The 17,781-nt window shown below is 53.8% G+C and carries 15 protein-coding genes and 2 pseudogenes; 5 read left to right on the forward strand and 12 right to left on the reverse strand.

Annotated features, from left to right (window positions below; all coding sequences use genetic code 11):
- Positions 1-385 precede the first annotated feature (385 nt).
- The 8 genes and pseudogenes from K9N21_17800 to K9N21_17835 form a co-directional block, all read right to left on the reverse strand.
- Positions 386-934 (reverse strand): hypothetical protein, encoded by a 549-nt coding sequence (locus K9N21_17800; protein ID MCF8145768.1) that lies wholly within the window; start codon positions 932-934, stop codon positions 386-388.
- Positions 931-1,521: a ComF family protein gene (locus K9N21_17805; GenBank protein MCF8145769.1), complete on the reverse strand. Its 591-nt coding sequence runs from the start codon at positions 1,519-1,521 to the stop codon at positions 931-933. Before K9N21_17805 ends, K9N21_17800 begins: the two co-directional genes overlap by 4 nt.
- Positions 1,522-2,097: 576 nt before the next feature.
- On the reverse strand, positions 2,098-3,021 hold the full coding sequence (locus K9N21_17810; GenBank protein MCF8145770.1) for a hypothetical protein: 924 nt from the start codon (positions 3,019-3,021) through the stop codon (positions 2,098-2,100).
- 114 nt (positions 3,022-3,135) lie between these two features.
- Positions 3,136-3,246: pseudogene (locus K9N21_17815) on the reverse strand (hypothetical protein).
- Positions 3,247-3,308: 62 nt separating this feature from the next.
- Positions 3,309-4,751: an Eco57I restriction-modification methylase domain-containing protein gene (locus K9N21_17820; GenBank protein ID MCF8145771.1), complete on the reverse strand. Its 1,443-nt coding sequence runs from the start codon at positions 4,749-4,751 to the stop codon at positions 3,309-3,311.
- Positions 4,752-5,426: 675 nt separating this feature from the next.
- Positions 5,427-6,257, reverse strand: a pseudogene (locus K9N21_17825) (transcriptional regulator).
- 112 nt (positions 6,258-6,369) lie between these two features.
- Positions 6,370-6,783 (reverse strand): PIN domain-containing protein, encoded by a 414-nt coding sequence (locus K9N21_17830; GenBank protein ID MCF8145772.1) that lies wholly within the window; start codon positions 6,781-6,783, stop codon positions 6,370-6,372.
- Positions 6,780-6,974, reverse strand: coding sequence for a type II toxin-antitoxin system VapB family antitoxin (locus K9N21_17835; protein ID MCF8145773.1), 195 nt, complete (start codon positions 6,972-6,974; stop codon positions 6,780-6,782). The genes K9N21_17830 and K9N21_17835 overlap by 4 nt, the downstream gene beginning before the upstream one ends.
- A 334-nt stretch (positions 6,975-7,308) precedes the next feature.
- Here K9N21_17835 and K9N21_17840 point away from each other — a divergent pair, with 334 nt between their 5' ends.
- Positions 7,309-7,665 (forward strand): hypothetical protein, encoded by a 357-nt coding sequence (locus K9N21_17840; GenBank protein MCF8145774.1) that lies wholly within the window; start codon positions 7,309-7,311, stop codon positions 7,663-7,665.
- 76 nt (positions 7,666-7,741) lie between these two features.
- On the forward strand, positions 7,742-8,128 hold the full coding sequence (locus tag K9N21_17845; GenBank protein ID MCF8145775.1) for a pyridoxamine 5'-phosphate oxidase family protein: 387 nt from the start codon (positions 7,742-7,744) through the stop codon (positions 8,126-8,128).
- Positions 8,129-8,341: 213 nt separating this feature from the next.
- Here the strand turns inward: K9N21_17845 and K9N21_17850 are convergent, their stop codons facing one another.
- On the reverse strand, positions 8,342-8,644 hold the full coding sequence (locus tag K9N21_17850) for an antitoxin (protein MCF8145776.1): 303 nt from the start codon (positions 8,642-8,644) through the stop codon (positions 8,342-8,344).
- On the reverse strand, positions 8,625-8,906 hold the full coding sequence (locus K9N21_17855; GenBank protein MCF8145777.1) for a BrnT family toxin: 282 nt from the start codon (positions 8,904-8,906) through the stop codon (positions 8,625-8,627). The genes K9N21_17850 and K9N21_17855 overlap by 20 nt, the downstream gene beginning before the upstream one ends.
- 136 nt (positions 8,907-9,042) lie before the next feature.
- Between K9N21_17855 and queF the strand changes: the two genes are divergently transcribed.
- On the forward strand, positions 9,043-9,429 hold the full coding sequence (queF, locus tag K9N21_17860) for a preQ(1) synthase (protein MCF8145778.1): 387 nt from the start codon (positions 9,043-9,045) through the stop codon (positions 9,427-9,429).
- A 79-nt stretch (positions 9,430-9,508) separates the two neighbouring features.
- Here queF and K9N21_17865 read toward each other — a convergent pair whose 3' ends face one another.
- Positions 9,509-12,253: an insulinase family protein gene (locus K9N21_17865; GenBank protein ID MCF8145779.1), complete on the reverse strand. Its 2,745-nt coding sequence runs from the start codon at positions 12,251-12,253 to the stop codon at positions 9,509-9,511.
- A 681-nt stretch (positions 12,254-12,934) separates the two neighbouring features.
- On the opposite strand from K9N21_17865, the gene K9N21_17870 reads away from it, so the two are divergent.
- Positions 12,935-15,229, forward strand: coding sequence for a vitamin B12-dependent ribonucleotide reductase (locus K9N21_17870; GenBank protein MCF8145780.1), 2,295 nt, complete (start codon positions 12,935-12,937; stop codon positions 15,227-15,229).
- A gap of 174 nt (positions 15,230-15,403) precedes the next feature.
- On the opposite strand, the gene purD is transcribed toward K9N21_17870, so the two are convergent.
- The gene (gene purD / locus K9N21_17875; GenBank protein MCF8145781.1) at positions 15,404-16,696 is read right to left on the reverse strand and encodes a phosphoribosylamine--glycine ligase; all 1,293 of its coding nucleotides are present in this window, start codon (positions 16,694-16,696) and stop codon (positions 15,404-15,406) included.
- Between the two features lie 240 nt (positions 16,697-16,936).
- On the opposite strand from purD, the gene K9N21_17880 reads away from it, so the two are divergent.
- On the forward strand, positions 16,937-17,746 hold the full coding sequence (locus K9N21_17880; protein MCF8145782.1) for a YdcF family protein: 810 nt from the start codon (positions 16,937-16,939) through the stop codon (positions 17,744-17,746).
- Positions 17,747-17,781 lie beyond the last annotated feature (35 nt).

Below are 17,781 nucleotides of genomic sequence, written 5' to 3' on the forward strand. Positions count from 1 at the left end.
TCTCGCCAGCAAAAAAACCTGGCTTTCAGGCACAGTTGACGTGTGTCCAAAAACCCATTCAGTTTCTAACCTCTTGTTTTCTCTGATTTTTTTCTGATCCATTTTTCTTCTTGACAGGAACAATATAGGATTGTCCCCCTTTTTCTGTCGCCCTCTTTCTTCAAGATAGTTATTTATTAATGCCCGTCCGCCATCTCCACGTCCCCCATCTCCATAAGGTTCGGAGAAAAACGGCCCTTTTGGCCCCAAAATATTCGATACAGGCCTGTTCTAATCGTCAAAATCAATAGCTATTGAAGTGATATCAACCACTTGATTTGGCCCGACCCCCAGCCACCAGCCACCAGCCAAGCCCGAGTTAGTGCGATTGTTGGGCAGCCGTCACTCAAAACAAACTCCTCTGCGTCCCGCCTGCCTCTTGTAGGTGGCCTATCGCAGCTGTGAGTACCTTCTCTCTTACATCCCTCCCACATCCAATTAGGAGACCCTGCCAATCAGCCTCGCCCTTCAAAGTGAAAAACCGTTTGGCCGGCACGGCGTAGACCACGACGCTCTTATGTTGGCGCAAGAGGCGTGCGGCATTCGCAAGGGTTCCAGCGCTCTTTCCATCCCAGATCATGAGACCCACGGAAGCCTCTTGGGCCATCTGTTCGTCTTTGGCGGCATAGTAGCTGAAATCTCTTCGGGTCTGACTGGTAGCTACAGCCCGAACCGGCCACTTGCCCAAATTGTTCCTACATTCTCCACCTGAACAGAACACCTCGACCGCCTCGTAACCGCGACTTTGTAGGTACTTCTGAACAGCCTTGTCCACACCGTTGGCATCGCCGACAACCACGGGAAACCCTTGCTCGACGATTCGATCAATTCGCCGCCTGACTTCCTTGCTCAATCGCGATATTCGTCGAGATCCTCCTATGAACACCTTGGTCATGATCTGCTCCGCGTTCGAGTTAGGGCCAGGGCGTATACGTCCGCAACAGCTCCCTCATCATAGAGCGCTGCTGTGATCGCGTTCATTGTAGCTCCTGACCGATACAGGTCATCGAATAGGAGAACCTTCTGCCCTTTGAGGACCGATGCATCGACCGTATGTGCACCATAGAGGAGACGGAGCCTTTCATCGTAGGCGTAAACGTTCTTAAGCTCGGGTGTCTCCTTGACTCGCGTGACACCGTTCCAGCGAACGGGAATGCCGATCGTTGTTCCAAGCCTCTCCGCGATGAGGTGGAGTGGCTGTTCAGCCCGCACTCGGGAGGGAGGAACAGGAACAAGAATGGTCACTTCAGGATTCCATTCTCGAACAAATCTTGCAGCGACCTCAGCAAGTTGGTTAAGCGCGCTCTTGTCCGAGCGGTACTTAAGGCGGTATAGCAACTCGCCGACCTGGCTTCTCTTGGTGTCAAACATCGCATGGCCGTATTCGTCATCACCAAGATACGTGCTGCTAAGTGTGTGGTAATCCAACACGTACCCTGTACGCCATCGGCCGGGAATCTGCATTGGTCTAATGTTCACCATCGATCATCTCCAAAGAAAAAGGCCCATCGCTGGACGAAGTCAGCATTGTCGGAGCTGTTGTGCTCGAAAAGAAATACCGAACTAAGATTATTTAACGTAATGACGAAGTATGTAAACGGATGCATTTCCACCACCATTTACCTTAAAAACCAACCTATGTGGTGCTTCCCTCTGATCGTCACCCCTACAACAAAAGTCTACGTTCACAGGGAGTATCTCTGATATTTGCAATGGTCCTGTCATTCTCTTACGAATTACTGTCGTAGAACTAACAATGATGCAATCGTCCGTTGTTCTCTCCCGCGCTTGGCACTATTGGTTCAATTATTACCTGCACTGGCGAAATAGGAGCGTGCCATATTAACCGTCTCAAAAAAATAACTACACAAGCACTTCCGGCAAAAGCTTTTTTTCATAAAAACGGATTTTACTATGTCAATACTATTATGAGACGGTTAATATGTAGCACGCTCCCGTATTTGAAGAGAATACTGCCCGTATGAGCAGATATTAAAGTTTTTCCGCGCCTTACAGCAACTTGCTGCGATAACGTTTGAGTGAGACGAGTGAATGCCCTTAGCGGTTCTCGGCTTTTTCCAGCGAGTTGTTAGCTGCCCGTTCAATCTTATTCAGATGATCATTTATAATTTTTAAGAAAGGGCGATCTTCTTTTATGGAATAACCACTACTGCCTATTTCAATAGATTCCAATTCGGTTAGATAATCGTGTTGTGAAATCTCCCAAACAATTCCATAGAGATCTGCAAGATAAAGAATGATTTCTGCGTATTCATAGAACTCATTCTGCGTATGATTTATTACGTTTCTGCCATTTTCAACTCGCAAGAAATCAAAATGGCTTTTATAATCTATGTGTGTTTTTTTACTCAAAAAGCCATAAAGCTGGCCTGCCACAGGTTGAGTCTTTTTAAGCGCTGATATAGTTTTGGTTGTAGATATTTTGCTTATATCCTCAATGTTGTCTAAACAGCATGCTGTATGTGCCCATGCTATTTGCTCCAAAATTAGTCGTGAAACAGCGTGGCCTTCATACCGATGACCAAGAGAATACAGTAAATGTGAAGAGAAAAAACTATACAACAATCTTTCAAGAACAACGGATGCACCAAAGACACCATTTGAAGGAAGTGGTAGCTCTTCATCTGAATCCACAAATTTTGATATCATTGATAAAATGAAACGTTTTGCGGACATATATGCTTTAATATATTGTATTCTGGCGCTTTTCTCCTCTGACGAAGTATCAACAGGCTCTGAGTCGCAATATCGTTTCTTAGCGTAATCAATACTTTCGAGACCGTATGAAGAAGCGATAACAGCCGCTTCAACATTTTCACTCAAAGTCCGAACGTTAAAAAAACGTGGGATTAAGGCAGTGTATAGATTTGTTGAAAGAACCTCATAATCTTCTAAAAGGCGATGAACGTTTTCAGCTATACTGTTCCTAACCCTCAAAAAAGTTTTGTCTTTGGTATACACAGTGTTCAGTTGCCTCTTAACTCTAATGAAAGAGAGCTGGGATGCAGGTCCCGATATCGTATCGTGCGACCTTAAGGGCTTTGCATCGATCACCCTCGCACAATCGTGTCCGACTCACTTCCATCCTTGTTCATAGGGTCCAAAAAACCGTTCACCGTCAAAATGTATCAAATGAGGTGGGGCGTCTCCAACCCATACCTCCCTCTCCCATGCAATATCGGCAAGATCTCAGGCCAGCATTTGCGGCCGGAAATAATTGGTATCCCCCACATGGGCACCTTTGTCACTCATGCTGCCATGCCCTCCAATTTCTCATCGATGGTTTCCTGGCTGAGTTCCGAGCGTCCCAAGGCCCATTCACCGACGGCGATCAGCGTTTCACGGCTCGGATACCTCATCCGGTTAAGATCCGTTGCGTTAACCTGCGTGTGGCCGTTGAACGCCCGAAAATTCTCGTCAACCGCGGTCGTGTTAAGAAATACGGCGAGACCGGCGGCCACTGCTTTTGGTAACCCCTTCTTGTCTTGATGGAAGACGTTCAGATGGTTCTCGAAGCCAATCAAGGGGGAGCCCCCGAATTTGGAAGGGTCGACAATATTGGCCACAACCCGTCTTCTTTCTTCTTTGGACGAAAATCGGCGTACCACGCAATAACATCCATTCGGATAAAGCCATTTTTCGGTTTCGCTGTTTCGCCGGATGGCATTCGGTTTCTTCATGGCCGGCTTAGGCCATTCAGTCCCCTTGCTACTAAAATGACCGGGGTAGAGCAGCGGCACGGTACCCGCCTCTGGCATTTGACGCAAGTGTTCTTTTACGCGGAAATCAACCACCGGTCCAGTGGAAACCCTTATGTTGAGGTCATTCAAGGAATAACGGATAGCCGGGGAGGATTCAATGGCATTTATTTCAAACGAGGTGGGCACGCGAATGAATCGTTCGGGATCGTCCGGAAAAATGATCCGTTCCAATGGATATTCCTGAACGGTTAAGTCATCGAAACTCTCGTCTGTTGACGTTGAAATGCGTATCGGACCCTGGCGACCACCACGCTCCAATCGAATGATGATATTTTCCTGCAGGACATCGTCGTCCTTGAATGCCTTGTTGCGCGAGCTAAACAGGTGAATCTGTTTGATCACGGCCTGCTCAAGCATAAAATTGCGAAAAGGGCGATAATACGGCCCATTGCAGAAGCTGCGGGGGATGATCGCAACGAGTTCTCCTTGGTCATCAAGGAGAGACAGCGATAAGGCGACAAAGGCAGAATATAAATTGACAGTCTCGATTCCCACTTTCCGTAATGCGGCCCGGTGTGCGGAGTCGCTTCTTATTTTTTTGTAAGGCGGATTCAAGATTGCGTGCGTGTAGCCAGGTAGTGCCGCGGCGAAGAGATTACCAAAAAGGCTATCTGCCGCGGCGTGAACGAAATCGACATTTCGGATCAGCGGCACCAAACCGGCTTGGTCCTCATATGCCGCAAGCGTCTTATTCAAATACGGCAGGAGGGCCTTGTCAATTTCAAAGGCATGGAGTTCAATTCGCCGAAAATTGAGGCCACCAGACACCCATCTATCCAAAAACGCTGCGGAAAGAGACCCAATCCCGGCTCCTGGGTCAAGGAGTCGACAATCTTCCTTTCCGCCTACGTCAAACATTTCTGCCATGAAGCGGGCGATGGATGCGGGGGTAAAGAACTGACCGAACTGCGACTTCCTTTTGGGATCCATGGCCCTTGATACGGTCAGCCTTGTCTGATCAACCTCTGAAAGCAAAGATCTTCTCCTATTGGCTCCCAGCGCCTTCCGTCATCACCGGATTCAAATCTGCTGAATTCCTGGTACCAAGTTGAACAGCGGGAATAATCCGGGGTCGCACCGCTGCTGTGAATGCTTCTTATGTCAGAATAGGCGAATGAAATGGATAATGTCAACAAATTTAAAATCAAATAAGAACGGTTTGATAGACTATTACAAGGCCTGGGGCAGCGGCCTTTTTGACTCATTTCGTGGGTTGGGTGGTTGATCGTTAACAATTCCGTGTTATCACATTATTATGAAATCAAGAGGTGGGCGGTTTTCGGGATTTTTGTTGAACCGCAAAGAACGCCAAGAGTGGTTTGGGTGTTTCTATACACCACTGCCGGAGGCATGGTGGTTTTCGTTTGTCGGGGATGGTGCGCTCTACCAGTCCGTCGGCAAGGGCTGGGTCGATGTAGCGCTCACGGAGATGAGCACGGTCTCTAAGCCCCAGATTTGTAAGGATTTCCGAGTTTCCGAGAGGGCCACTTGAGCCAATCAGACGAATCAAAACAACCACCGCGACTGGTGGGGCGACTGGTAGCGTGACTATGGCCTCATGGGCCTCGACTTGCCCGCTCACTTGTCCGGTAGCCGCAATGTTCTTCATGGACGGCTCTTTCCCTTTTCCAACTGTTCCAGTAACCTGCGGCCCTTTTCCGTGAGCCGGTATTTCTGGAGGCGACTGGTGGGTTTCTCGGGAATGGTGCGCTCCACCAGTCCATCTGCAAGGGCTGGGTCGATATAATGCTCACGAAGATGCGTACGATCTTTAAGTCCCAGATTTGCAAGGATTTCTGAGTTTCCGAGAGGCCCGCTTGAGCCGATCAGACGAATCAGAACAACCACCGCGACTGGTGGGGTGACTGGTAGGTTGACTGGTAGGGTATCTTGCGGGGTGACTTGCGGGGTGACCTGGTCCCGACTTGGCCCCGACTTGGCCCATGGCTCAGGCTTTTTCCTCCGGATCGTCAACACAAAAAACCCTCCGTCAAGCCTGATTTCAGGTTCAGGAAGCCCGGCTTTACTGCATCGCCGGATCATATCACGGATTCCGGTGCCCATGCGTTCGATGTACTTGGTCAGGTACATGGGCTCGGCCAGAAGCGGATTATGGGGTACTGAGGCATGGGGGCCGCGCAGTTTTTCAAGCGTCAGGGTCGGCGGCAGGGTTCCGGGATTCCAGACTTCGAGCCGATCTTTAAAGAGCATGACCTGCACGCTGGCATTGCTGGTGTAGTCGCGATGCACGACGGCATTGACGATGGCTTCGGCGACAACTTCCTGCGGAATTTCGTATTTCGTCGGCGCCTGGGTGCTTTCCGCTCTTGTTCCCACCCAGAGGTCTATCTTGGAGAGCACGAAATCCTTGGCCTGATCCACGAGATCGAAAACCGTGCCTTTGTACACCTGATAAGAAGGAATGGGTTTTGCCACCGGTTTTCCTGGATTCCGGCCAAAACCGTGCCGGAATGACGGAAGGTAAACGTGCAGTGGAAGGATGGCCATATTTTCTTGTTTTTCATGACAGAAGACCAGTGATATAGTACTAAAGATAGGCCACCTTAAGCTGTCTCATGGACTTCGCGATGATATCAAAGTGGGCGGCGTACTCTGTGTAAAGAACCGCACCGATGGAAACGGCCGTGTGTGCAATTTGAACATCGTTCAAGAAATCCGCTTTTTTGGAGAGGGCCTTGTACATGGGAGGGAGATCTGAAAAAAATTCTCCGATCCGGATGTATTGCTCAGGAGTCAACGTAACCATCCGACCGGCATCCATGTACGGTTTTTGGAGTTGATTAAGGAGCCTTTCCCCCCGCTTGTTTCTGATTCCGGCCCAAAGCTCCATTAAAACCACTCCGGAGAGGTACTTGGTGGTTCCACGGCGCAGGAGTTCGGTGCTGTGGGTCCTGTTGCGGATAAAAGAGATGTAGATGTCGGTATCGAACATCACCTTCATCTGAAGATATCCTCAATCAGATCCCCTTTGCCGGCTACCGACTCATGGGCCTCGATAATCTGATCATCGATAATCACCATCTCCAGGGCCTTGTTGACGGCCTGCTTGTCGGTCCTCACCCCAAAGATCCGGCGGGCCATATCGATATGATCCTGATCCAGTTCAATGGTTTTCTTGACCATTCTGGGCATGTGCGCTACCTCCTTAGCCATATTTATTGACATTTTATATGGGTGGAACGGAAATATCAAGAAAAATACGTGCGGTGCCGGCTTCTTGTATTATCATAATGTTATAGGTTCGAGAGGCGGGGGATTTGTGGTATGTTTGTTGAACCGCAAGGTCGCAAAGGTATTTGTTTTTTTCGTTTGTCGTTGAGAGCCTGACAAACGAAAACCACCATGCCTCCGGCAGTGGGACATAAAGACAACCAAGACATCCTTGGTGTTCTTCGCGGTTAATGGGTTTATGCCATGAGAAAAAGCCATAATCGCACGGAGTTAGCGTAATAGGAGGGATGATCATATGAACTGCGAAAAGTGTAACGCCGTGATCGAAGCGGGAGAGGAGAGGGAGTATTTCGGGCAGATCTTGTGTGAGGACTGTTATATGGATGCATTATCCCCGGCCAAGGCCTGCGACCCCTGGGCAGTGTATACGGCCAAATCCATCAAGGAGCAGCCCGGAGCCGCCCAGCTCACGCCGGTCCAGGAAGAGATCCTCAAAATACTGGAAGAGACGGGCGGCATCGAGCCTGGGGCCCTGGCCCGGCGGCTGGAATTAAAACCCTCGGACCTGGAAAGGGAGATCGCGGCCCTCCGGCACATGGAGAAGGTGCGGGGGGAGATGCGGGATGGGAGGAAGGTGGTGATCCTCTGGTGAAGGCCGGAGAATCCGTGATGAGTGGAAAGACATCAACCCATAGCCAAGGAGGAGGATCATGAATCGCAACGAAGTCATGGAGCTGTTCAACAAGCGGCCGCGGATCGGAACCTTGAGCACGGCAAACCAAAGAGGCGAGGTGAATGTCGCCGTGTTCGGATCACCGCAGATGATCGACGAGAATACCGTGGTCATGGGGATGGGCAAGAATCGATCCTTTAACAACCTGCAGGAAAACCCCCATGCTGTCTTTATTGTGATGGAACCGGGCGATACCCTCATGGATTGGAAAGGCGCCAGGGTCTATCTGGAGGCCCTGGACGTGGAAACCGGGGGCGGGTTTTACGAGCAGATTAAGGAGAATATCACCAAGGTGGCCGGGAAGGCGGCCGGAGACATGATCCACGCAGCCATCCGGTTCAAGATTGCCGAGGTCAGGCCGATTGTGGATGTGGGGAGTTAGGCCCTCTGGTTGAACCGCAAAGACGCGAAGTACGCGAAGAGGGTTTTGGTGGGTTTGTTCTGATCCTGGAAGAAAGGCCCCAGCGAAATGCGCTTCGCTGTCATTTGCATGAATTTCACGAGGCTCAGGATCTGAACAGCCCCAGCCCTGACGGGCGATGAACGCTTATAAGGATTGCAGATCCCTGGGGACCGATCTCACCTCATCCACCCATCAGATCCCTTCCTGGTCTTGCAGGAGCTGAATGGATTTCAGCACTTCGCTCTTTTCAACCAACTGGTTGGTGATGTATTTGTGAAGGATCATGCTGATGAGCGTCTGATAGGGGATCCCATCATTTTCGGCCTTTTCTTTAAGCTTTTCAAGGTCAAACTCAGCGATTCTCAGGCTGATGGCCCTATTCTTTTTGGCCCGGCCGAGAATCGACTCAACCCGTTTCCGTTTGTCACCTGACACCGGCACCATGGAATCCACGCTGTTTTCAATAGCCCGTTCTTCATTGGTTAGAGTCTTCATGTTTCCCTCCATATCTGCCATGAAATTTTCTACTTGGAAAGGCGGTTTTCAGGACGATCCTGTCTTTGTCATCCATCAGGAATGGAACCACCCATGTGTAGTCATGGATATTCAGTAAAAACACCATCTGGTTGTCTCTGCTTGGATTCTCAAGGATTTCTAAGTAGCTGTTATCCATTATCCTGTCGGCGATCTCTTCAAAAGAAATTCCCCGGTTGGCTTGAAGCCAAATATTTTTCGCCTTGTCCCAGATGATGTCCATGGTAATATTTTAATGGGCCGTATATACATTGTCAATTCATTTGAATGCGGAAACCGCTAAAACCGCTGGATCTCATGTTGAAAGGGCGAACAAAATGTGGTTAACTGTGGCCGTAAACAGAAAGGAGAACACGTGAATGGCTGAGGCGGAAGGGAAGATCTTTGAATACGAGGGCCCGGAAAAGATCCGGACCGATTTTCTGGAGACATTTGCGTTTGACAGTCCCCATCAATACATCAAAACAGAGACGCGTGAACTGATCGCCGCCTGCCCCTTCAGCGGGCTCCCGGACGTGGGCCGTCTGATTATCGAGTATTATCCTGAAGGGGGGAAATGCATCGAGCTGAAATCCCTTAAATATTATGTGGTCAGCTTCCGGACGGTGGGTCTGTTTCAGGAGGGCGTGACCAAACGGATCTACACTGACCTGAAGGAGACCTTGTCCACGAACCGGTTGAAGGTGACCACCATCTACAATACGCGCGGGGGGTTTGACACCACCTGCAGCGAAGGATCTTTATAGGAGCTAAAAGCTGGAAGCTCAAAGCTGAAAGCCTTCTTTAATATCCTCCTCACACCCGCTTCGCTCGAGTTCACAGAGATCACCGAGATGAAATCCTCTGTGCCTCTGTGTGCTCTGTGAGAGATCCAGCTTGCGTGGGGCCGTCACCGGGTCCCACGGTGACCAGCACATATCTGTCCGGAAGGATGATCTCTTGGGCTGCATGGCGGATATCCTCCAGGGTGACCGCCTCAATGTCCCTGATGTGGTCAGGGAGGTGGTTGTAGCCCAGGCCGTAGAGTTCGTCCAGGGTCATCTGCATGGCCTGACTCCCGTTGGTCTGAAGTCCTATTTGGAGGTTCCCCAAAAGATAGCTCTTGGCCGCCGCCAGTTCCTTTTCTGTCAACCCTTCTTCCCTGATCCGCGCCATTTCTTCGAAAATCCCCTTTGCGGCGGCCTCCACTTTGGCGGGATCCGTTGCCATGTAGGCGCCGAAGGCCCCGGTTTCAAGGCCCGGACTCCTGAATGCCATGACCGCATAGGCCAGACTCTGCCTGTCCCTCAGCTCGGTGAACAACCTTCCCCCCTGACCGGCCAGGGCCGTCTTGATGAGCGACATGGGGGCATCGAGCCGGGTCCCGACCCCTGCCCCCAGATATCCCACCACCAGATGGGTCTGGGCCCCCGGCCGCTGGATATGGGCCATCCGGGCCTGTTTGAGGGGAGGTTCCGCCGGGATATGGGGGAGTTTCCTGTCTGTGGGCGAAAAGGTGGCGAAGAGGGTCTTTACATAAGGGATCACCTGGTCCGTGTTCAGGTCTCCCACAATGGTCAGGACCAGATTGGAGGGGATGGCCACGGATTGGTACCATGTTTCAAGGTCTGACCGGGAAATGGATGAAATGGTCTCCGGGGTCCCTGACTGGGGGTGTCCGTAGGGATAATTGGGATACAGGGTTTCATAAAACAGGTCGAACAGCTCCCGGGTGGGCCGGTCCTTCTTGGCCTTGATGCCCGCGAGGATGTCCTCCCTGACCTTGTCGATTTCGGACGGGGGAAAGGCCGGGTTGAGGAGCACGTCGGCCAGGAGTTCCAGCCCGGCGTAGAGGTCTTTGCTCAGAAACCTCCCTGAAGCGCCGAGGCTGTTCCTCCCTGAAAACCCGTTCAATCTCCCTGCCCACGATTCCACGGTGGCGGCGATCTGGGCCGCGGTCCGCTCCTGGGTCCCCCGGGTCAGCATGGCGGCGGTAAACCCGGAGATGCCCCACTTGCCCGGGGTCTCCAGCCGCGTTCCCCCCAGAAAGGCGGCGGTCATGGATACCCCTGGAATGCCATGATCCTCTTTTAAGATCAGCCGCATGCCGTTTGGAAGGACCTCCATGACGGGCTTGGGTTCCTTTTCGGACTTTTTGACGACGTCCTGTAAGGCTTCCGCTTCCGGCGGTGTAAACATGGCCGCGATGGCCTGGTTTTCCAGGGCGATCCGGGTCCCCTCGGGGGCCATGATCCCGATAGTGAGATTTTCCGGTTTCAAATAGGTGCGGGCGACCCGGAGAATATCGGCCCGGGTCACCTTTTGGATCCGCTCCGTATAGCTGTCCGCGTGATACATATCGCCGGTCATGGTCTGAAAAAACGCCAGGGTCCGGGCCTGTCCTCCCATGTCTTCCATATCAAAGACAAAATCGGCCTCGGAAATGGTCCTGGCCTGGGCCAACTCGGCATCGGAGACCGGCTCCGCGGCAATCCTGGAGATCTCCTCCCCGATGGCCCTGAGCGCGGGGTCCAGCTTGTCAGGACCGAGGGCCGCATCCAGGGAGAAGAGGCCCGGGTCTTCCAGGGCATAGGTCCCCGCATCCACGCTGTATACCAAATTGGCATCCATTTTAAGGCGGGTATAGAGTCTGGAACTCTTGCCGTGGTCCAGTATGGTTTCAAGGACATTCAGGGGGTAGATATCTTCGTGGTTCAAGGAGGGGATGTGCCAGACCAGATTCAGGTAGACCTGCTGGACCGGGTCGTTCTTGACGACCTTCCTGAGCCCTGTCTGGGGGGGCTCCTGGGGCCTGTCAGGGGCCTTTCCGGTCCTTTCGGGAAAATCCTTGACCAGGGCCGTGATGGTCTTGAGCGCCTTTTCCGTGTCAAAGTCCCCCACTGCCGCCAGCACCATGTTGCGGGGGGTGTACCATTTGTCCATATAATTGAGAATCGCCTGGCGATCAAAGGAACGGATCGTCTCTTCGGTTCCGATGATCGGCCGCCCATAAGGGTGCGCCTGATAGGAGAGGGCCATCAGGTCCCACGCCAACTGCGTCTCAGGAATATCCAGGGAACGCCGGTATTCCTCCAGGACCACCTCCTTTTCCCGTTCCAGCTCCTCAGGGTCGAACAGGGAGTGCTGGACCGCGTCCAGGAGGACGCCCAGGCCCGTATCAAACTCGGCGCTGGGGATCTCCACAAAATAGACGGTCCTGTCAAAGGAGGTGTACGCATTGATACGGCCCCCGGCGGACTCGATGGCCCTGGCGATCTCTCCGGTGGCCCTGGACGGGGTGCCCTTGAAGATCATGTGTTCAATGAGATGGGTGATCCCTGCCTCTTCAGCGGTTTCATTGGCGCTTCCGGTCTTGACCCAGACCTGGATGGCCGCCACGGGCGCGCTCTTGTCCTGTTTGAGAATGACGGTCAATCCGTTATCCAGGGTGAATCGTTGGGCCCCGTCCGTCACCGAGGCGGCATGAAGCCGGGCGGTGAGGAAAAGGATGAGAATGACCCAGAACATCTGCATGAGGAGCGCGTGGCGATGGCGCAACCGTGCCTTGATTTTTTTATTCAGAATTTTCAAAGGATTAGCCTCCCAGCCATTTTAGGCTTAGATGTTGTATCTTTTTTTTCTTGACACACTATATATTGTGTATAAAATGAAACCCTCATTTGGTAAATGACACCATCAATTCCCTTGGCTGCTCAGCCTGCAGGCACATGGACTGCATCAAAGCGCTCCGCCGGAAGGCGGGTGACACATCCTTCTTGCGGACATCCGAGGATCCGGATTGGGAGATTATGGATCATCTGACCGGCTTTCCGAATTTCAAGACTTGCGTGCGGCCGACAGGCGGATTTCCATTGATATTCGGCCATCCGCACGCGTTGTTTTAGTGTTAATATAATTCATTACCACACTACAGGCAAGGGCAGGACCGCACGGTGGGTCACGTTTGAAACGGATTTGTTCAATGCGAGGTCGGGGGACTCTGGTCCCCAAAGGTGAATGCAGGTCGTGGCGGGGCGTAAGTCGAATCCAAACAGGAGGAGGATGTACATGGGACAGCAGGAAAAAATCTTGGTTACAGGGGAGGATTCATTTGACCTCCGCGCATACAGGTGGGATGACGACCGGTTTTCCGATCTTCTGATCCGGACCAACCCTATCAATGCAGACCAGGCCATGGACATCAGCCGGTTCCTGCGCGAGGAGATCGCGAAGCTGGAGCTCCAGACCATTACCATGCCGATGATAGAACGTATGATCGAGGCCAAACTCCTGGAGTGGGGGCTCTCAAAGACCACGCCGATCCGTCTGGACAAGTCTATCTTCGTAAGAAGGGGCCTTGAGCTTTCAGGAAACGCCGCCCGTGTGCTGGAGCGGCGGTATCTCAGAAAAGACAGCGAAGGCGAGGTCATCGAAACCCCGGAAGAGATGTTTGCCAGGGTGGCCGGGCATATTGCAAAGGCCGAGAAGGCCTATGGGGGGGATGCCCGGGTAAAGGAGATGGAGGAGATCTTTTACAGGATGATGACCGAGTTCAAGTTCCTCCCCAACTCCCCGACCCTGATGAACGCCGGCCGCCGGCTCGGGCAATTGGCCGCATGCTTTGTCCTCCCGGTGAATGACAGCATGGACGGGATTTTCGATGCCCTGAAGAATGCGGCCCTGATCCATAAATCCGGCGGCGGGACCGGTTTCTCCTTCTCGCGCCTGCGGCCCAAGAGAGCCCGGGTGGGCACCACCGGAGGGGTGGCTTCAGGTCCTGTGTCATTCATGAGGATCTTTAATACCGCCACCGAACAGGTCAAGCAGGGGGGGACCCGCAGGGGGGCCAACATGGCCATCCTCAAGGTGGATCACCCCGATATCATGGAATTTATCCACTGCAAGAAGCAGAACCGCGAACTCAACAACTTTAATATCTCAGTGGCGGTTACCGATGACTTTATGGAAAGCGCCAGGAAGGGCGTCCCCTATGACCTGAAAGATCCCCGGGACGATCGAAAGGCGGGGACCCTGGATGCCGCAGAGGTGTATGGGTCCCTGGTGACTCAGGCATGGGAGAACGGAGACCCGGGCATCGTCTTTCTGGACAAGATCAACAAGGACAATCCCACTCCGGGGCTGGGAGAGATCGAGAGCACCAATCCGTGCGGAGAGCAGCCGTTGCTCCCCCTGGAGGCGTGCAACCTGGGGTCCATTAACCTGGCCAAGTTCGTCATGCGGACCGAGGAAGGTCCCATCATCGACTATGACGGCCTCAAGGAGGTGGTCTGGTGGAGTGTCCGGTTTCTGGACGACACCATCGATATGTCCCAATACCCCCTTCCTGAAATCTCCGCCATGGTCAAGGGGAACCGCAAGATCGGTCTCGGGGTGATGGGGTTTGCCGATATGCTGTACCAGCTGCGGATCCCGTATGATTCTGAAAAGGCCCTTGAAACGGCCGAGGCGGTCATGGGGTTCATCCAGGAGGAGTCCCACCTGGCCTCCGCTGACCTGGCCCGGGAGAGGGGGGTCTTCGGTAATTTCGACCAGAGCATATTCAAGGACCGTGAGGGATGCGCCTTTCGGAACGCCACCACCACGACCATCGCCCCCACCGGCACCCTCAGCATCATCGCCGGGTGTTCCAGCGGCATCGAGCCGCTCTTCGCCCTCAGTTTTGTCCGCAATGTCATGGACAACGACAAACTGCTGGAGGTGAACCCCCACTTTGAAAAAATCGCCAGACAAAAGGGGTTTTACAGCCCGGAATTGATGGACGCCATCGCCAGGAAGGGGAGTATCCGGGGGATGACGGAGATCCCCGAAGAGGAGAGGGCGGTCTTTGTGACGGCCCACGACATTATCCCCGAATGGCATATCCGCATGCAGGCGGCCTTTCAGAAATACACGGACAACGCCGTGTCAAAGACGGTCAATCTCCCCCGGGACGCGACCGCCGAGGATGTCAAGAAGGTCTATGACCTGGCCTATGAGCTTCAGTGCAAGGGGGTGACCATCTACCGGGACGGGAGCAAGGAGAACCAGGTACTCTCTTTTGCCGACACGGATAAACTCCCCCAGGAGAGCGGATTCATGACCGCTGTAAAGGAGCGGCCCGAGACCCTGGAAGGCTTCACCACCAAGATGATGACCGGCATGGGCGCCCTCTATGTGACCGTGACGGAGTACGAAGGCCGGCCCTTCGAGGTCTTCGCCACCATCGGCAAGTCAGGGAGGTCCACCACTGCAAAGACCGAGGCGATCGGCCGGCTGGTGTCCCTGGCCCTGAGGTCCGGGGTTCAGGTGGAAAAGATCGTGGAACAACTCAAAGGGATCGGGGGCGAGCATCCGGTATTTCAAAAGGACGGCCTGGTCCTCTCCATCCCCGACGCCATCAGCAGGGTTCTTGAAAAAAGGTATATGCAGGGCCAGCCCGTGAAGCGGAATGGCGGCAGGCCCAAGAACAGCCTCCTGGGGGAAAAGTGCCCGGAGTGCGGGCAGACCATCAGTTTTGAAGAGGGGTGTATGACCTGTCACTTCTGCGGGTTTACCAAGTGCGGGTAGCCCCGTTCGACTCGAAGCCGAAAGCCGAAAGCGGAAAGCAAGGCGCAACTATCCTCTGAGCCTTGAGCTTCCATCTTTGCGCCTCAGGCTTTCCTCGTTAAGCTCGAAGCCTGAAGCTGAAAGCTGAAAGCCGGCTTAACTATCCTCTGAGCTTTGAGCTTCCATCTTTACGCTTCAGGCTTTCTTATATTCCCTTGCCACGGCCCGGTACCCGATGTCGGTGCGGTAGTAGACCCCGTCCCACTGTATCCCCTTTGCCTGTTCATACGCCCTGGCCTGGGCCTCACGGACCGTGGCCCCAAGGGCGGTGACGCAGAGGACCCTTCCGCCGTTGGTGACCACCTGATTGTTTTCCATCCGGGTCCCGGCGTGAAAGATCTTTATCCCCTCCGCCTCATGTTGGGGAAGACCGTAGATCCGGTCGCCTTTCCGGTAATTGAGCGGATACCCGCCGGCCGCCATGACCACCCCCAAGGCAACCCGCTGATCCCATTCCACCGCCACCTCATCCAGGCGCCGCTCCTGGGCGGCCAGGCAGATATCCACCAGATCGGACTTGAGTCTCAGGATAATGGGCTGGGTTTCAGGATCTCCGAACCGGCAGTTGTACTCCAGTACCCGGGGGGTCCCATCCTCGGATATCATCAGACCTGCATACAAAAACCCGGTATAGGGACAGCCTTCGGCCGCCATCCCCCTGACCGTGGGCCGGATGATCTCTTTCATGACCCGGTCGAACAGTTCGGGCGTGATCACAGGGGCGGGCGAGTAGGCGCCCATCCCTCCGGTGTTGGGGCCTCTATCGCCATTATCACGGGCCTTGTGATCCTGTGACGTGGCCAGGGGGAGGATGTGCTCCCCATCCACTATGGCAATGAAGCTGGCCTCTTCCCCCTCCAGGCACTCCTCGATGATCACCTTTTTCCCGGCCTCGCCAAAGTCCTTTCCGGAGAGCATCCCTTCAACCGCGGCGATGGCCTCGGATTCCGACCCTGCAATGATGACGCCCTTGCCCGCTGCAAGACCATCGGCCTTGACCACCACAGGGACCCCGTGTCTGCGGATGTAGGCGACGGCCGGTGCCAATTCGGTAAAGGTCTGGTACTCGCCCGAAGGGATATGGTGACGGGCCAGGAAGTTCTTGCAAAAGGCCTTTGAGCCTTCCAACCGGGCCGCATCTCTGGTAGGTCCGAAGCAGGTAAGCCCCGCCTCGTGGAATGCATCCGTGATGCCTGCCACCAGGGGCGCCTCCGGCCCGATGATGGTAAGGCCCACCCCCTGCTGCCGGACAAAGGCGATCAGGGCATCAATGCTATCGGACCCGATATCGAGGTTTTCCACTCCGGGTTCCTGCGCTGTCCCGGCATTGCCCGGGGCCACGAATACCTTTTGAACCTGGGGTGACCGGCCTGCCTTCCAGGCAAGGGCGTGTTCCCGGCCCCCGCTGCCGACGATCAATACATCCATGTTTCCCTCCATCCGAGTTGCGATATGCGATATGGGATGTGCGGGTCTGCGCATTGGGATTCAAATCTTTGTTATCCCACATCCCCATAGAGTTATAAAAACAAACCGCAATCAGGTCAAGCCTTAAACAGCATGAGAATTGAGGCCGGGGATCCGTATTTCATTTGGAGGAACGGTCAAAATCTGATATGATGACCGCCTACCATTTGTGATGCGGTCTCCCATCCAGAGAGGTGCAGCATGAAGGCGTCAAACAAAGATGGAAGTGCCGGGGATCTGACCGGTATTCTCTCGAAATGGATTGGTCCGGACTCGCAAGAGGAGGCCCGGCAGGGGGATTCAGGGAGCGGGGGGAGCGAGTACCCGGCGTCTGCGGAAAACAGGCCGATAGAACCGGAGGGGGGCCGGTCGAAAGGGCCGAGCATATGGAAATGGCTCCTGTTCCTCCTGGTGGTCGGTTACGCGGTCATCTCCTATTACCGGGTTCCCATTCTGACCGCCATGGGGGATTATCTTATTTTGGATCATCCCCTCAAAGAGGCCGATCTGATCGTATGTACGCCGGGTCCTCCCCTGGAACAAAGCCTGACCGCGGCCGAGCTGTTTCAGAAGGGGCTGGCCCCCCGGATCTTCATCCCTCAAGAACCCCCTCCGGCGGGCCTGGACATCCTGAGGGAGAAGGGGGGTCGCTATCCTGAGACCCGCCGGCTGTTCGTGGACACGCTGAAGTCCCTGAATGTCCCTGAATCCGCATATATTGTCGGCAAGGGTGTTGTGGACAGTCTAAGGGAAGAGGCCGAAGCACTGAAGGAGCGGGTACAAAAAAAAGAGATCCGGTCCATGATCGTGGTCACCCCCCCATACAGCGCCAGGCGAACCTACCGGGTCTTCAGGAACATCCTGGAGGGGGAAGGGGCGGAAATCATGATATCTCCTTCCCGCTATTCCGGTTTCAAGGCCGATACCTGGTGGAAAAGGGATCGATATGTGAGCGCCGCCATTATGGAATACCAGAAATTGATCTATTCTGCTGTCAGGGGCCTCTGGTAAGCGGGCCAGGCAAGTCATTCAAGGAGGCGCGCTTC

It is taken from the genome of Deltaproteobacteria bacterium (genome assembly GCA_021737785.1).
In the GTDB taxonomy this organism is placed as follows: domain Bacteria; phylum Desulfobacterota; class DSM-4660; order Desulfatiglandales; family Desulfatiglandaceae; genus AUK324.

Bases quoted from the DNA above. Each gene is read 5' to 3' on its own strand.
- K9N21_17800 (MCF8145768.1), bottom strand. From the start codon at position 934: ATGACCAAGGTGTTCATAGGAGGATCTCGACGAATATCGCGATTGAGC.
- K9N21_17805 (MCF8145769.1), bottom strand. From the start codon at position 1,521: ATGGTGAACATTAGACCAATGCAGATTCCCGGCCGATGGCGTACAGGG.
- K9N21_17820 (MCF8145771.1), bottom strand. From the start codon at position 4,751: ATGGATCCCAAAAGGAAGTCGCAGTTCGGTCAGTTCTTTACCCCCGCA.
- K9N21_17830 (MCF8145772.1), bottom strand. From the start codon at position 6,783: ATGAAGGTGATGTTCGATACCGACATCTACATCTCTTTTATCCGCAAC.
- K9N21_17835 (MCF8145773.1), bottom strand. From the start codon at position 6,974: ATGCCCAGAATGGTCAAGAAAACCATTGAACTGGATCAGGATCATATC.
- K9N21_17840 (MCF8145774.1), top strand. From the start codon at position 7,309: ATGAACTGCGAAAAGTGTAACGCCGTGATCGAAGCGGGAGAGGAGAGG.
- K9N21_17845 (MCF8145775.1), top strand. From the start codon at position 7,742: ATGGAGCTGTTCAACAAGCGGCCGCGGATCGGAACCTTGAGCACGGCA.
- K9N21_17850 (MCF8145776.1), bottom strand. From the start codon at position 8,644: ATGAAGACTCTAACCAATGAAGAACGGGCTATTGAAAACAGCGTGGAT.
- K9N21_17855 (MCF8145777.1), bottom strand. From the start codon at position 8,906: ATGGACATCATCTGGGACAAGGCGAAAAATATTTGGCTTCAAGCCAAC.
- queF (MCF8145778.1), top strand. From the start codon at position 9,043: ATGGCTGAGGCGGAAGGGAAGATCTTTGAATACGAGGGCCCGGAAAAG.
- K9N21_17870 (MCF8145780.1), top strand. From the start codon at position 12,935: ATGATCGAGGCCAAACTCCTGGAGTGGGGGCTCTCAAAGACCACGCCG.
- purD (MCF8145781.1), bottom strand. From the start codon at position 16,696: ATGGATGTATTGATCGTCGGCAGCGGGGGCCGGGAACACGCCCTTGCC.
- K9N21_17880 (MCF8145782.1), top strand. From the start codon at position 16,937: ATGAAGGCGTCAAACAAAGATGGAAGTGCCGGGGATCTGACCGGTATT.